At 61.7% G+C, this 14,471-nt stretch carries 12 protein-coding genes; 8 read left to right on the forward strand and 4 right to left on the reverse strand.

The window, feature by feature from the left end; all coding sequences use genetic code 11:
• Positions 1-129: 129 nt before the first annotated feature.
• Complete coding sequence (locus AC07XZ_RS26765; protein WP_011334608.1) at positions 130-1,866, reverse strand: IlvD/Edd family dehydratase; 1,737 nt, start codon at positions 1,864-1,866, stop codon at positions 130-132.
• A 193-nt stretch (positions 1,867-2,059) separates the two neighbouring features.
• Between AC07XZ_RS26765 and AC07XZ_RS26770 the strand changes: the two genes are divergently transcribed.
• The 8 genes from AC07XZ_RS26770 to AC07XZ_RS26805 all read left to right on the forward strand — a co-directional run bounded on the left by AC07XZ_RS26770 (position 2,060) and on the right by AC07XZ_RS26805 (position 8,743).
• The gene (locus AC07XZ_RS26770) at positions 2,060-3,382 is read left to right on the forward strand and encodes an MFS transporter (protein ID WP_102688321.1); all 1,323 of its coding nucleotides are present in this window, start codon (positions 2,060-2,062) and stop codon (positions 3,380-3,382) included.
• A 34-nt stretch (positions 3,383-3,416) separates the two neighbouring features.
• Positions 3,417-4,409: an AraD1 family protein gene (gene araD1, locus AC07XZ_RS26775; protein ID WP_102688322.1), complete on the forward strand. Its 993-nt coding sequence runs from the start codon at positions 3,417-3,419 to the stop codon at positions 4,407-4,409.
• 9 nt (positions 4,410-4,418) lie between these two features.
• Entirely contained in the window at positions 4,419-5,999 is a 1,581-nt protein-coding gene (locus AC07XZ_RS26780; RefSeq protein WP_102688323.1) for an aldehyde dehydrogenase (NADP(+)), read from the forward strand.
• A 205-nt stretch (positions 6,000-6,204) separates the two neighbouring features.
• The gene (locus tag AC07XZ_RS26785) at positions 6,205-6,513 is read left to right on the forward strand and encodes a DUF5629 family protein (RefSeq protein ID WP_085746274.1); all 309 of its coding nucleotides are present in this window, start codon (positions 6,205-6,207) and stop codon (positions 6,511-6,513) included.
• Positions 6,510-7,685 carry a lactonase family protein gene (locus tag AC07XZ_RS26790; protein ID WP_102688324.1) on the forward strand — a complete coding sequence of 392 codons (1,176 nt, stop codon included), beginning with the start codon at positions 6,510-6,512 and terminating at the stop codon, positions 7,683-7,685. The genes AC07XZ_RS26785 and AC07XZ_RS26790 overlap by 4 nt, the downstream gene beginning before the upstream one ends.
• 156 nt (positions 7,686-7,841) lie before the next feature.
• Positions 7,842-8,021, forward strand: coding sequence for a hypothetical protein (locus AC07XZ_RS26795; protein WP_011334602.1), 180 nt, complete (start codon positions 7,842-7,844; stop codon positions 8,019-8,021).
• Positions 8,022-8,276: 255 nt separating this feature from the next.
• The gene (locus tag AC07XZ_RS26800) at positions 8,277-8,489 is read left to right on the forward strand and encodes a hypothetical protein (protein WP_085746241.1); all 213 of its coding nucleotides are present in this window, start codon (positions 8,277-8,279) and stop codon (positions 8,487-8,489) included.
• The gene (locus AC07XZ_RS26805; protein ID WP_085603086.1) at positions 8,486-8,743 is read left to right on the forward strand and encodes a hypothetical protein; all 258 of its coding nucleotides are present in this window, start codon (positions 8,486-8,488) and stop codon (positions 8,741-8,743) included. Before AC07XZ_RS26800 ends, AC07XZ_RS26805 begins: the two co-directional genes overlap by 4 nt.
• Before the next feature lie 5 nt (positions 8,744-8,748).
• On the opposite strand, the gene AC07XZ_RS26810 is transcribed toward AC07XZ_RS26805, so the two are convergent.
• From AC07XZ_RS26810 to AC07XZ_RS26820, 3 genes are read right to left on the reverse strand one after another with little or no spacing between them, the layout of a single operon-like run.
• A complete protein-coding gene (locus tag AC07XZ_RS26810) occupies positions 8,749-9,333 on the reverse strand; it encodes a glutathione S-transferase (RefSeq protein WP_102688325.1) in 585 nt (194 codons plus the stop codon).
• A complete protein-coding gene (locus tag AC07XZ_RS26815; protein WP_102688326.1) occupies positions 9,330-12,971 on the reverse strand; it encodes an AAA family ATPase in 3,642 nt (1,213 codons plus the stop codon). The genes AC07XZ_RS26810 and AC07XZ_RS26815 overlap by 4 nt, the downstream gene beginning before the upstream one ends.
• Positions 12,968-14,212 carry an exonuclease SbcCD subunit D C-terminal domain-containing protein gene (locus tag AC07XZ_RS26820; RefSeq protein ID WP_102688327.1) on the reverse strand — a complete coding sequence of 415 codons (1,245 nt, stop codon included), beginning with the start codon at positions 14,210-14,212 and terminating at the stop codon, positions 12,968-12,970. Before AC07XZ_RS26820 ends, AC07XZ_RS26815 begins: the two co-directional genes overlap by 4 nt.
• Between the last annotated feature and the right edge of the window lie 259 nt (positions 14,213-14,471).

The raw sequence follows: 14,471 nt of genomic DNA on the forward strand, positions 1-14,471 counted from the left end.
GTTCCCACGCTCCGCGTGGGAATGCCTGAAGGGACGCTCTGCGTTCCAGTTCTCGAATGGGACGCAGAGCGTCCCGGGCTGCATTCCCACGCAGAGCGTGGGAACGATCAGGGCAGGGGGACAGCGGTGTTAGTGGGAATGGCGGGGGACTTCAGCCCCTCGGCAACCTACCAGGAAGTCGAAATCACACCCCTGATCCGCCTGCAGCACATGGTCGATATACAGCTGACGATACCCACCCACCAACAATTGCTGCGGCGGTTGCAGATCCGCCATGCGCGCCGCCAGTTCAGCGTCCGGAATGTCCAGATGCAAACGCCCGCTGGCGCAGTCCAGCTCGATCCAGTCACCTTCCTTCACTGCCGCCAAAGGCCCGCCGGCCGCCGCTTCCGGCGCGACATGCAACACAACGGTGCCGTAAGCCGTGCCGCTCATGCGCGCATCGGAGATACGTACCATGTCGGTCACGCCCTGCGCCAGCAGCTTGGCCGGCAGCCCCATGTTGCCGACTTCGGCCATGCCCGGATAACCCTTCGGCCCGCAGTTCTTCATCACCAGAATCGAGTTGGCATCGACGTCCAGTTCCGGGTCGTTGATGCGCGCCTTGTACATGTCGAAGTTCTCGAACACCACCGCGCGGCCACGGTGCTGCATCAGTTCCGGTGTGGCGGCTGACGGTTTGAGCACCGCGCCCAGTGGCGCGAGGTTGCCGCGCAACACGCAGATGCCGCCGTCGGCGCGGATCGGATTGTCGAGGGTGCGGATCACTTCGTCTTCACCGTAGATCGGCGCGTCCTTGGTGTTCTCGCCGATGGATTTGCCGTTGACGGTCAATGCGTTCGGATTCGGAATCAGATTGGCTTCGCCGAGGCGGCGCAACACGGCCGGCAATCCCCCGGCGTAGTAGAACTCTTCCATCAGGAAACGCCCGGACGGTTGCAGGTCGACAATGGTCGGCATGCCGCGACCGATGCGGGTCCAGTCGTCCAGATCCAGCTCGACGCCAATACGCCCGGCGATGGCTTTGAGGTGGATTACCGCGTTGGTCGAACCGCCAATCGCTGCGTTGACCCGGATCGCATTTTCGAAGGCTTCCTTGGTCAGGATCTTCGACAGTTTCAGATCCTCACGAACCATCTCCACCGCACGCATGCCGGACATGTGCGCCAACACATAACGCCGCGCATCCACCGCCGGAATCGCCGCGTTGTGCGGCAGGGACGTGCCCAGTGCTTCGGCCATGCAAGCCATGGTCGACGCGGTGCCCATGGTGTTGCAGGTGCCGGCGGAGCGAGACATGCCGCCCTCGGCCGCGAGGAAATCATCAATCGTGATGGTGCCGGCCTTGACCTGTTCGCTGAGCTGCCAGACCACGGTGCCGGAGCCGATGTCCTTGCCTTTGTGCTTGCCGTTGAGCATCGGCCCGCCGGTGACGACGATCGCCGGCACGTCGCAACTGGCCGCGCCCATCAGCAGGGCCGGAGTGGTCTTGTCGCAACCGGTCAGCAGCACCACGCCGTCAATCGGATTGCCGCGAATCGCTTCCTCGACGTCCATGCTCGCCAGGTTTCGGGTGAGCATGGCGGTCGGGCGCAGGTTCGATTCACCGTTGGAGAACACCGGAAATTCCACCGGGAATCCGCCAGCCTCGATCACCCCGCGTTTGACGTGCTCCGCGATCTGGCGGAAGTGCGCGTTGCACGGGGTCAGTTCCGACCAGGTGTTGCAGATGCCGATGATCGGCTTGCCATGGAACTGATGGTCGGCGATGCCCTGATTCTTCATCCAGCTGCGGTACATGAAGCCGTTCTTGTCGGCCGTGCCAAACCATTGGGCGGAGCGCAGGGTGGGTTTCTTATCAGACATGATCGATTCTCTTATTGTAAGACTATTGTTTGCGAGCTTCGGCTAAACATAAGCGCAAAATCGACGGTTTGGAAGTGTTGTTGCGTAATTAGTATTACTATATAGTCGTTTTCGACGGAGGGATGGCCCTGGCGGTTTTCCGCGAGAGGCGTTCCCCGAGGTTCCATAAAAACAACAATCGGAGACCGATCTCATGAGCCAGGAACTGCGGCTTGTCCGGCGTATCACGCTGAAACTGATTCCCTTCCTGATCCTGCTGTACCTGATCGCCTATGTGGATCGCTCCGCCGTCGGCTTTGCCAAGCTGCACATGGGCGCCGACATCGGTATCGGCGATGCTGCCTATGGCCTCGGTGCCGGGCTGTTTTTCATCGGCTACTTTCTGTTTGAAATCCCCAGCAACCTGATGCTCGAACGCTTCGGCGCGCGGCGCTGGTTTGCGCGGATCATGATCACCTGGGGCGCGATCACCATCGGCATGGCCTTCGTCCAGGGCCCGCACAGTTTCTACGTGATGCGCTTTCTGCTCGGCGCGGCGGAGGCGGGGTTCTTCCCCGGCGTTCTTTACTACATCACTCAATGGTTCCCGGTGCGCCATCGCGGCAAGATCCTCGGGCTGTTCATCCTTTCCCAACCCATCGCGATGATGATCACCGGCCCCGTTTCGGGCGGTTTGCTGGGCATGGACGGCATCCTCGGCCTGCACGGCTGGCAGTGGCTGTTCATCGTCATCGGCACCCCGGCGATCCTGCTGACCTGGCCGGTATTGCGCTGGCTGCCGGACAGCCCGCAGCAAGTGAAATGGATGGATCAGGCCGAGAAGGACTGGCTGACCGGCGAGCTGAAAAAGGACTTGCAGGAATACGGCCAGACCCGTCACGGCAATCCACTGCATGCGCTGAAAGACAAACGCGTGCTGCTGCTGGCGCTGTTCTATCTGCCGGTGACCCTGAGCATTTATGGCCTGGGCCTGTGGCTGCCGACCCTGATCAAACAGTTCGGCGGCAGCGATCTGGTGACAGGTTTCGTGTCTTCGGTGCCGTACATTTTCGGGATCATCGGCCTGCTGATCATTCCGCGCAGTTCCGACCGTTTGAACGACCGCTACGGGCATCTGGCGGTGCTTTATGTGCTGGGTGCGATCGGTCTGTTCCTCAGCGCCTGGTTGTCGTTGCCGGTGGCGCAACTGGCGGCGTTGTGTCTGGTGGCGTTCGCGTTGTTTTCCTGCACGGCGGTGTTCTGGACTTTGCCGGGGCGCTTCTTCGCTGGTGCCAGTGCCGCCGCCGGGATTGCCTTGATCAACTCGGTGGGCAACCTCGGCGGCTACATCGGCCCGTTCGTGATCGGCGCCTTGAAGGAGTACACCGGCAACCTTGCTTCGGGCCTGTACTTCCTGTCCGGGGTGATGGTGTTCGGGTTGATTCTGACGGGTGTCGTCTATCGCTTGCTGGAGCGCAAGCATGTGTTGCCAGTCGAGCAATTTGCAGCGAGCGCACGCGGTGCGACACGCACCTGATTCGATCCAGGATTTGTTTTAACAGGAGAACATCATGCATCTGGTTCAATTCGAATTGAGTAGCGGCGAGCGCCGTGTCGGGGTGGTCGAGGACGGTCTGGTGCGTGAAGTGCAGGATGCGCGCACGGTTCGCGATCTGGCCCTGGCCGCGATCGAGGCCGGCAGCACCCTCGCGCAGCAAGTGCAAACCCTCGGCCTGGGCATCAGCCATGATTACGCCGAGTTGCTGGCCCAACTGCGGATCCTGCCGCCGTTGGATCACCCGGACCCGGCGCACTTGCTGGTCAGCGGCACCGGCCTTACGCACCTCGGCAGCGCGTCGGCCCGGGACAAGATGCACCAGCAGGCCGGCGACGAAGCGGCGATGACCGACACCATGCGCATCTTCAAGTGGGGCGTGGAGGGTGGCAAACCGGCGGCGGGGCAGGCGGGGGTGCAGCCGGAGTGGTTCTACAAGGGCGACGGCAGCATTGTCGTGCGTCCTGGCCAGCCGTTCCCGCTGCCGCCGTTCGCCGAAGACGCTGGCGAGGAGCCGGAGATGGCCGGCCTCTACATCATCGGCCACGACGGCAAGCCGTATCGCCTCGGTTTCGCGGTGGGCAACGAATTCTCCGATCACGTCATGGAGCGCAAGAATTACCTGTATCTGGCCCACTCGAAACTGCGCAGTTGCAGCTACGGCCCGGAACTTCGCACGGGTGAATTGCCTCAACACCTGGCGGGCACCAGCCGCATCCTGCGCGACGGTGAAGTGCTGTGGCAGAACGAGTTCCTCAGCGGTGAGGCCAACATGTGCCACAGCCTGGCGAACCTCGAATACCACCACTTCAAGTACAGCCAGTTCCTGCGTCCCGGTGACGTGCACATTCACTTCTTCGGCACCGCGACCCTGTCGTTCGCCGATGGCATTCGCACTCAGCCGGGCGACGTGTTCGAGATCAGCCAGGCCGAATTCGGCGCACCGCTGGTCAACGGCATCGCTCCGGTCGCAGCGGCATTCGAACCGGACAGCATCGGCACCCTTTAAGGAGATCCCATGACTCAGATTCTCGGTCACAACTACATCGGTGGTCGTCGCAGTGCGGCGGGCAACGTCAAGCTGCAGAGCGTGGACGCCACCACGGGCGAAGCACTGCCCCACGATTTCATTCAGGCCACGGAAGCGGAAGTGGACGCCGCCGCCAAAGCCGCTGCGGCGGCGTATCCGGCGTATCGCAGCCTCAGCGCCGAACGCCGCGCGCAGTTTCTCGATGCGATTGCCGATGAACTGGACGCGCTGGGCGATGATTTCGTCGCCGTGGTCTGTCGCGAAACCGCACTGCCGGCCGGGCGGATTCAAGGTGAAAGAGGGCGCACCAGCGGCCAGATGCGCTTGTTCGCCAAAGTCCTGCGGCGCGGCGATTTCTACGGTGCGCGGATCGATTTGCCGTTGCCGGATCGACAGCCGCTGCCGCGCCCGGATCTTCGCCAGTACCGCATCGGCCTGGGCCCGGTGGCGGTATTCGGTGCGAGCAACTTTCCGTTGGCATTCTCCACCGCCGGCGGCGATACCGCATCGGCGCTGGCGGCCGGTTGCCCGGTGGTGTTCAAGGCCCACAGCGGTCACATGGCGACGGCCGAGCTGGTCGCCGATGCGCTGATTCGTGCAGCAGAGAAAACCGCAATGCCGGCCGGTGTGTTCAACATGATCTACGGTGGTGGCGTCGGCGAATGGCTGGTCAAGCATCCGGCCATTCAGGCGGTTGGTTTTACTGGTTCGCTGCGGGGCGGACGGGCGCTGTGTGACATGGCCGCCGCGCGCCCTCAGCCGATCCCGGTGTTCGCCGAGATGTCGAGCATCAACCCGGTTATCGTGTTGCCCGAGGCGCTGGCCGTACGTTCGGAAACCGTCGCCCGCGATCTGACCGCGTCGGTGGTGCAGGGCTGCGGTCAGTTCTGTACCAACCCGGGTCTGGTGATCGGCATTCGCTCGCCACAGTTCACCGCATTCGTTGAGCAAGTCGCGGCGCTGATCGGTGATCAACCGGCGCAAACCATGCTCAATGCCGGCACCCTCGGCAGCTACGGCAAGGGCCTGGAAAAACTATTGGCACATACCGGCGTCGAGCATCTGGCGGGCAATCCGCAACAGGGCAATCAGGCGCAGCCGCAGTTGTTCAAAGCGGATGTTCGCCTGCTGATCGATGGCGATGAAGTGCTGCAGGAAGAGGTGTTCGGCCCGACCACAGTGATTGTCGAAGTGGCCGACAAGGCGCAGTTGAGCGCGGCGTTGCAGGGCCTGCACGGGCAACTGACGGCGACCATCATCGGCGAGCAGACGGATTTCGAGCGCTTCACGGAGCTGACGCCGTTGCTGGAACAGAAGGTCGGGCGGATCCTGCTCAATGGTTATCCGACCGGTGTCGAAGTGTGCGATTCGATGGTTCACGGCGGTCCGTATCCGGCGACGTCCGATGCCCGCGGCACTTCGGTGGGGACGCTGGCGATTGATCGTTTCCTGCGCCCGGTGTGCTTCCAGAACTACCCCGACAGCCTGCTGCCGGAACCGCTGAAAAACGCCAACCCGTTGCGCATCCAGCGGCTGGTCGACGGCAAGCCATCGCGCGAAGCCCTCTAAGCCCCATGCCATGATCGTTCCCACGCTGCGTTTCGTTGATCGTTCCCACGCTCCGCGTGGGAATGCAGCCCGGGACGCTCTGCGTCCCATTCGAGAGCTGGAACGCGGAGCGTCCCTTGAGGCATTCCCACGCAGAGCGTGGGAACGATCAAGAGCGGGGCTTTGAGCTATCATTGGCCCTTTCCCCCTGAAAGACATGATTGCCATGACTGCCGTAACCGACACCCTTCTCAACGCCCTCGAACACTGCGGTATGGTCGAAATCGACGGCCTGCACGCTTTCGAATTCGCCCTCGACGAAGACGACAACCTGCACATCGAATGCATCGATGGCCGAACAGCCAAGCACTGGGAATTCACCCCGGCTCAGGTGGCGGCGGCGACGTTTGATGAAGACCTGCAGAGCTGGTTGATCGTCGGTTTTTCCAGCGACACCAAAACCGTTGGCGAACACCGTCTGGTGTGCCTCGGTGACGTACTGAGCAGTGCCGACGACGAGGATGAAACTGAATGAACATGCGTAAATTCTGGCCATTGCTGATGGCCGGCAGTGTCGGCGCGATGGGCCTTTCCAGTGCCTCGGCCGAGAGCTTCCAGTTTTTGGTGGGCTCCTACACCGCCGGCACCAGCGAAGGCATCTACCGGATGAACTTCGACAGCGCCACCGGCCAGATCGCCGCCAAACCGCTGCAAGTGATCAAGAGCGAAAACCCGTCGTGGCTGACCCTTTCGAAGGATCAGCACCGGGTGTTCGTGGTCAACGAAAACGGCCCTGGCCAGAAGGATCCGGTCGGCCGCGTCAGCAGTTATTCCATCGATCCGAAGACCCACGCGCTGACCCTGATCAATCAAGTGCAGAGCCTGGGCAACGAGCCGACCCATTCGAGCCTCAGCGGCGACGCCAGCCATTTGTTCGTCAGCAACTACTCGGTGGTTGAAGATCCGGGCGGCACCCTCGCGGTGTTGCCGGTCGGCAGCGACGGCAAGCTCAAACCGGTGGTGCAGATGAGCGCGCACCCGGCAAGCCGGGTCAATCCCGAGCGTCAGGCCTCGAACCACGTGCACTCGACGGTGTCCTCGCCGGACGGTCGTTACGTGTTCTCCAATGACCTGGGTGCGGACAAGGTCTTCATCTACCAATTCGACCCGAAAGCCAACCCGGAACTGCCGCTGACCCCGGCGAAAACCGCGTCGGTGCAACTGCCAGCCGGCAGCGGCCCGCGTCATCTGCTGTTCAGCGCTGACGGCAAACATGCCTGGCTGACCATGGAAATGAGTGCTCAGGTCGCAGTGTTCGATTACAAGGACGGCGTCCTGACCCAGACGCAACTGGTCGATCTGGCTGCCGGCCAGCCGACGTCGGACAAAGCCGCCGCCGCGCTGCACGCGTCCGCCGACGGCAAATTCCTTTACGTCAGCAACCGTGGCACCGCCAATCAGCTGCTGGTGTTCGCCATCGACCCGGCCAATGGCCAGCTCAAGGAACTGCAACGACGTTCGGTGGAAGGCGATCACCCGCGTGAGTTCAGCCTCGATCCAAGCGGCAAATTCCTGCTGATCGCCAATCAGAAGAGCAACCAGATTGTCGTGGTCGAGCGCGACGGCAAGACCGGTCTGCTGGGAAAAACCGTGCAAAAACTGCCGATGGACGCCCCGAGCGACCTCAAGTTTCTCGTGCGTCAATAAGCCGCAGGCCCCGGTCTGCGGGGCCTGAAGCTATGTATTAATCCTGCTGATAACAGGTAATGTTGCAAAGCATTTCAAGCGATCAACCCTCGAGCGTTAAGTTTGCTTCACGGCCCAACCGGGCAAGCAAGCCAACTGAACACGAGGGTTACCGCCATGAACTTCAATCTCTTCTCGATCATCGCCGCTTCCGCCATCTCCGCCACCGTGGCTCTGCCAGCCAGTGCCAACGTTGAAATCAGCGACAAAAAATCCCACACCCAGAGCTACACCCAGAAATACCTGCAACAAAGCGCCAACTTCTACGCCGCGCTGGATCACAAAGCTCAACACTGAAATTTCCGTCACGCCCTGGAACTGCCCAAGGCTGCGATCCTTTGATCTTGTTTCCCAAAAAGCAAAATCAAAAGATCGCAGCCTTGGGCAGTTTTTTGCCTGCGCAACGACCGGCGATAGCCATTTTCAAACGGTGAGATAGACCGGCTAAATAATCAACGAAGCTGATGGTTACTATGGAAAACCCTGAGTGGTTACCCCGGCTTTTTTGATCGATTCTGTGGACCTCGAAACATTGTCCACGGAGCACACATCATGGCCAGTTCAATCATCACTTCCGCCAAGCGCGGCGCCTACGTGGCCATCGGTCTGTACCTGGTCATGGTGCTGTTTGTCAGTCTGGCGTCGCAGTCGCAACACAGCTTCGAAGCACCGATCGACGTCGCCCATCCCGGCATCCAGTTCGAACTCCGCTCCCAGAACGCGACGGTGGATTCAGCTGAACTCGCGGGAGTCGGCGGAGCATGAAAGGCTACAGACTCTGGGTCATTGCCGGACTGGCGTTCATGACCAACGGCGCTTCGCTTTTGGGATTCGGTCAGGGCTCGGTCGGTGGACTGGCCCGGGCCATAGAGGCCAACCACAGCATCGCTCACAACATCGAACGGGCCAATGCGCTGGGGCTGCTGGCCGGCAATCCGCCAGTGAAAACTCCCAGCGGTTTTCTCGGCCCGTTTGAAGTGGATTGCTCGGCCATCGGCATGTGTGAAGTGCTGGCGTAACGTGCCTACTTTTTCATGATGCCGGTGAACAGCTCCGACTCCAGAAACCGCTGCAACCAGGCCTGCAACCGCACGTAAGGCGTCTGCGCAAACCAGTCACGATCCACGTGAGCGAACTGGCGAACGAACGGCAACAGCGCAATATCGGCCAGGCTCGGATGCCCGGCCAGCAAGTAATCGCGACCTTCGAGCAACTCATCCAGTTTCTGCAAGAACAGAGCACCTTCGGCGCGATAAACCTCCATCGGCTGTTCCGGATAACGCTCGGCGTACTTGTAGCGATTCAGGTGCACCTTGAACACTTGATCGTTGGCCTCGATCAACTCGGCGATCCTTGAATCGCCACCCAGCAACCAGTTATCCGGATCATTCTGCGCCAGCGCCCAGCGCATGATCTCCAGGCTTTCATCGATCACCTGACCGCCCGCATCCAGCACTGGTACCGTGCCCTTGGGCGAAATCGCCAGCATCTCCGCCGGTTTAGCCTTGAGGCTGACTTCAACGATCTCCACCGGCACACCCGAATAACGCAGGGCCATCCGCGCCCGCATCGCGTACGGGCAGCGGCGGAAGGAATACAGCGTGTTCATTTCACCTCCAGTGTGCTCAGACCGTTGCCCTGGCGCTGTACCTGAATCTGCACCGGAATCCGCTCGTGCATTTCCTGCACGTGGGAAATCACCGCGACCTTGCGGCCCTGCGCTTGCAAGCCGTCGAGGGCGTCCATGGCCAGTTGCAGGGATTCCGGATCGAGGCTGCCGAAACCTTCGTCGATGAACAGCGATTCGATCTTCAACGTGCTCGACGCCATCGAGGCCAGGCCCAGGGCGAGCGCCAGCGACACCAGGAAAGTTTCGCCGCCGGACAACGAATGCACCGAGCGCAGTTCGTCGCCCATTTCGGTGTCCATCACCAGCAGGCCGAGCATGCTGCCGCCACGCTTGAGGCGATAGCGCTTGACCAGTTGCCGCAGCTGCACGTTGGCGTGATGCACCAGCAGGTCAAGGTTGTAGGCCTGGGCGATCTTGCGGAAGGTGTCGCCGGTGGCCGAGCCGATCAGCGCATTGAGCCGCGCCCAGCGCTGATACTCGGCATAGGCGTCGGCGATCTGCTGCGCCAGCGCCTGATTGGCGTTCTGGCGGCGCTGGTCTTCGGCCTGCTCGGCGCGCAGTTCGGCGCATTGCTGTTCGCTGGCCGTGCACTGGTTTTGCAGGTCGGCGAGGGCGCTGGCGAGTTGTTCGGCATCCAAGTTGCCGTTGTGTTGGGCCTGATGATCGAGCAGACGTTGCTCGCGCTCCTGCAACAACACCTTGGCCTGCTCAACGGCTTTTTCGTTGCGCTGCAAACGCTGGCGCAGTTCGTCGACTTGCGCGTCATCAATCCGCAGCAGGTCTTCGAGGCCGCCGTCATCCAGCTCCGGATGACGGCCGCGCCAGTCGGCAATCTTGCCGGCCAGATCGCGGTCTTCACTTTCCAGCGCTTGCAGACGTTCCTGCTGCGCTTTGAGTTCAGCGCCGATTTGCACCAGCTGCGTACGCGCTTCCTGTAGCGCCTGAGTCGTCGTGGATTCGGCGTTGCGCGCCTGCTCCACGGCCTGTTCCAGTTGCTGCTGCCAATGTTCGGCGCAGCTGTGATCGCCCAACAAGTGCGCCAGTTTTTCCTGGCTGGCCTGTTGTTGCCCGGTCAGCGCGTTGAGCTGCTGCTCAGCGTTTTGCAGCTGCTGCACACGGCCCTGTTGGCGATCCTGTTCTTTCTCAAGCGTCTGCTGGCGTTGTTGCTGCTCGGCCATTTCTTCCTTTTGCTGATCGACTTGCGCCAGACGTTCGGCAATCTGCCGGTCAAGCTGCATGAAGGTCGCGGCCGGTTCGGCGCGCAGGGCTTCGAGGGTGTCGCTCGGCAGCAGTGTGGCGAAGGCCGCCAGTTCTTCATCCAGACGCTGGCGATCAGCACTCAGCTCGCGCTGCTGATTGCTCAGGTGCTGCGACGCTTGCTGGTGCGCCGTCTCGGCCTGACGCAATTGCTGGGTCAGCCGCGCCGCATCCCGTTGCAACGTGAGCAGGGCGGTCTGGCGCTGTTCGTCCTGGGTGATGCTCTGGTTCAGTTGATCGTTCTGGCGAGTCAGCCACGCGGCGCGCTTGTCACTGTCCTGATTCAGCAACGACGCAGCCAGCGGATGCGCCTCGATGCTCGGCGTCAGCGATTGTTGCTGAGCAGCCAGTTGTTCCTGCTGTTGCAGCAACTCTTTCTGTTGGGCAATCACGCCACCGACGCTGGCACGTAGCTCGGTCAGTTTTTCTTTCAACTGATCGACCACTTGCTGCGCGCTGGCCTGCTCGCTTTCGTCGTGACGACCCAGGCTTTGGAGCAGGGTTTCCGGCTGGTGATACGGATGCTCGTTGCTGCCACAAACCGGGCACGGCTGGTCGTCTTGCAACTGCGCGCGCAACTCTTCGACACTGGCACTGCGGGCCAGACGCTGACGTTCGAGCAATTCACGGGTAACACTGAGAGTCTGTTCGGCGACGGTCAGCTCGGACTTGGTTTTCACCCCGTCCTGGGTCAGGCGCTCGCGCTCCTGTTGCGCATCGAGCTGACGCTGTTGCAGCTCGGCACTGCGCTTGTCCAGCTCCTGCTGACTGGCCCACAGGCGCGTCAGGTCTTCAATGGCGCGCAGTTGCTTGCGGTTGTCCTGCAACAGAGTGCCGAGGATGCCGATCTGTTCGGCGACCGCGTCCGGTTCGGCACCAGCCTCCTTGAACAATACTTCCAGCTGTTGCTTCTGCGTGGCGAGCGCTTCGCTGGCGCGAGTGGCGTTTTCTTCGAGAGAGGCCAGTTCACCTTGGCCCTTGTTCAACCGATTGCCGATCAGCATCAGTTGCTGCAAGCGGTCGCGATAGGCATTCCACGCTTCGCTCAATGGTGCCAAGTGAGCGCTTTGCTCAAGATCAGCGGCAATGCGCTGCAAGCGTTCGGCGACCTGTTTTTGCTGATCGAGCAGGGACTGGATCGTGCTTTGGCCCTGAGTGCAGGCTTGCTCTGCGGCGTGCTTCGTTTCGGTGCCGGACGCAACGTCCTTGGCAAGGCGGGCGAGGGTGCTTTGCTCCTCGAAAGCCTGGCGCAACAGCGGCGCGCTTTCGCTCAGCTGCGTTTGCGCCTGGGTCAGGGCGATCTGCGCTGCGGCGAGATCCTGTTCCAGTCGCGTCTGGCGCTCGGTCAGCTCGCTATGTTGCTGGGTATGCGCGTGGATCTGTGCAGCGAGTGGCGTCAGCTGGGTATCAAGTTCGGTTTTGCGGGCGAACTGGTGCCGTTGCGGGGCAAGTTGTTCGAGGCGGGTGAGCTTCAGACGCTCACCGGCCAGCGACTCCCTTTCGTGCTCGGCGCTGCGCAGTTGTTCGGCGGCAGCCTGTTGCGAGTCTTGCAGCCGCAGCAGTTCCTTGAGCCAGTCGTGCTGCTGCTCGATTTGTTTGAGCTGCGCCTGCTGCAACTTGAGTTGTTGCTGGGCGGCATTGAAGCGCTCGTCGAGTTCTGCGCGAGCCTCGGGGGCCAGCGGGGTCACGCCGGTAGCCTGATCCTGCAACTGCTTGTGGGCTTCGCGGGCCTCCTTGGTCTTGTCGAATGCGCGGCGGCCGAGGCGGGTGTAGAGCGCGGTATCGGTGAGTTTTTCCAGCAGTTCGCTGCGGTCGTTGTCGTCGGCTTTGAGGAACGCACTGAATTCGCTCTGGGCCAGCAGCACGGCGCGGGTGAATTGTTCGAAGTTCAGGCCCAGCGCGGCTTCAAGCTGAGTCTTGTACTCGCCTTTCTGGCTGGCGAGCAGTTGATCCTGATCGATGTCGCGCAGGCTCTGACGGCTGGCCTGCAACTTGCCGCCGGCCTTTTCCCGAGCGCGGTTGGCTTCCCAGCGCGCGCGATAGCGACGGCCATCGACGCCGACAAAATCCACCTCGGCAAAACCTTCACCCGTGCCGCGACGCAGCAGGGTGCGCGGGTCGCCAGTGGCGATTTCGCCGTCGGCGTCCGGCACCTTGGCGTCACGCCCGGTGTTGTTCAGACGCGGCACGGCGCCGAATAGCGCCAGACACAGCGCATCGAGCAAGGTACTTTTGCCGGCGCCGGTCGGGCCGGTGATCGCAAACAGTCCGGCGCTGGCCAGCGGTTCGGCGGTGAAGTCGATCTCGAACGGGCCGGCCAGCGAAGCGAGGTTCTTCAAACGAATGGCGAGAATCTTCATGGCTGCTCGCCCTCCATCTGGACGTCTTGCAGCAGCTCGGCGAAGTCCTTGAGGGTTTGCTCATCGACCTCGCTGCCGTAGTTGTCGAGCCAGGCGCGGCTGAACAATTCCTGCGGCGTGAGCTGGTCCAGTTCGATCAGCGCGCTGCCGTCCTCGGCGCCGTCAGCGCCCCGGTTGCCGGCGTATTCGGCGGCAATTCGCACCAGTCGCACAGCCTTGCCTTGCAGGGCGCTTTCGACCTGATGGCGCAGATCCGGCTGCGGTTCGTCGAGGCGTACCCGCACTTCCAGCCACGGCTGGCGCTGGGTTTCGGCCAGCAGGTCGATATTCGGCAGGTCCGCCAGTTGCAGCAGAATTTCGGCCAGCGGCGCAGGGCCGAGGCGTTGCAGATTGACCGCGCGAGGGATCAGTTTTGGCTCGACGCTGACCAGGGTTTCGCCGTCGAGCACGATGTCGAGAATCTGATGTTGATAGGCGATTTCCGAGAACGACAACGGGATCGGCGAGCCGCTGTAGCGAATCCGTTCTTCTCCGTTGACCTTCTGCGGCTTGTGCAAATGGCCGAGTGCGACATAGCTGATGCTCGGCCCGAACAGGCTGGCGGGCAGGGCTTCGGCGTTGCCGATGATCAGGCTGCGCTCGGAGTCTTCCGATACCGAACCACCGGCCATGTGCGCGTGGCTGATGGCGACCAGTGCCTGGCCCGGTTGGCGCTTGGCATTCGCTGCTTCGATCAGCCATTCATGCACCTGACCTATGCCGCGCAGGTAGTTGTCGCCCAGATGCGCGCCGGTCACTTCGGCAGGCCGCAGGAACGGCAGCGCCAGGCACCACGCGGCAATCTCGCCGGACGCATTCGGCAGCGGCAACAACAGACGCTCCGCATCCAGTTGTCCGTCATCCAGCCACAACACCCGGCCCAGCGCATGGGTGCGCAAACGCCGCATCAACGGCGCGGGCAGTTCGATCCGCGAACCGGAATCGTGGTTGCCGGCGATCATCACGATGGTCAGCAACGGCTGCTGTTCATGGGCGCTGACGATGAAGTCGTAGAGGCGTTCCTGGGCTTTGACCGGTGGATTGACCGTGTCGAAGATGTCGCCGGCAATCAGCAGCACGTCCGGCTGCGCCAGCTTCAATTGGCGCAGCAGCCACTCGAGAAAACAGGCGTGCTCGAAATCGCGTTCCTGGCCGTGCAGGTTCTGCCCAAGGTGCCAGTCGGAGGTGTGAAACAGACGCAAGGCTGACTCCGCAATATAAAGAGGTGATGTCCACCGGGATGAGAGGGGCGGCGAAAGAGGGGAGAGTTTACAGATTATTGCGCCAGGAGGCGCTGACCCTGCCCGGGGACGTCAGTTGAAGGGTATTTGACGGCATGATGACCGTTCGTCGGCAACGCCGGGTCGTCGCATTCAATAATTGACGCCAAAATAGTGGCCATCTAATATCGCGCCATTAATTTGATATCAGTGTGCCGCTACGAGGGAACGAACAGGCGTT

It is taken from the genome of Pseudomonas sp. GW458-11-26-14-LB4 (assembly GCF_059423925.1).

Bases quoted from the DNA above. Each gene is read 5' to 3' on its own strand.
- AC07XZ_RS26765 (WP_011334608.1), bottom strand. From the start codon at position 1,866: ATGTCTGATAAGAAACCCACCCTGCGCTCCGCCCAATGGTTTGGCACG.
- AC07XZ_RS26770 (WP_102688321.1), top strand. From the start codon at position 2,060: ATGAGCCAGGAACTGCGGCTTGTCCGGCGTATCACGCTGAAACTGATT.
- araD1 (WP_102688322.1), top strand. From the start codon at position 3,417: ATGCATCTGGTTCAATTCGAATTGAGTAGCGGCGAGCGCCGTGTCGGG.
- AC07XZ_RS26780 (WP_102688323.1), top strand. From the start codon at position 4,419: ATGACTCAGATTCTCGGTCACAACTACATCGGTGGTCGTCGCAGTGCG.
- AC07XZ_RS26785 (WP_085746274.1), top strand. From the start codon at position 6,205: ATGACTGCCGTAACCGACACCCTTCTCAACGCCCTCGAACACTGCGGT.
- AC07XZ_RS26790 (WP_102688324.1), top strand. From the start codon at position 6,510: ATGAACATGCGTAAATTCTGGCCATTGCTGATGGCCGGCAGTGTCGGC.
- AC07XZ_RS26795 (WP_011334602.1), top strand. From the start codon at position 7,842: ATGAACTTCAATCTCTTCTCGATCATCGCCGCTTCCGCCATCTCCGCC.
- AC07XZ_RS26800 (WP_085746241.1), top strand. From the start codon at position 8,277: ATGGCCAGTTCAATCATCACTTCCGCCAAGCGCGGCGCCTACGTGGCC.
- AC07XZ_RS26805 (WP_085603086.1), top strand. From the start codon at position 8,486: ATGAAAGGCTACAGACTCTGGGTCATTGCCGGACTGGCGTTCATGACC.
- AC07XZ_RS26810 (WP_102688325.1), bottom strand. From the start codon at position 9,333: ATGAACACGCTGTATTCCTTCCGCCGCTGCCCGTACGCGATGCGGGCG.
- AC07XZ_RS26815 (WP_102688326.1), bottom strand. From the start codon at position 12,971: ATGAAGATTCTCGCCATTCGTTTGAAGAACCTCGCTTCGCTGGCCGGC.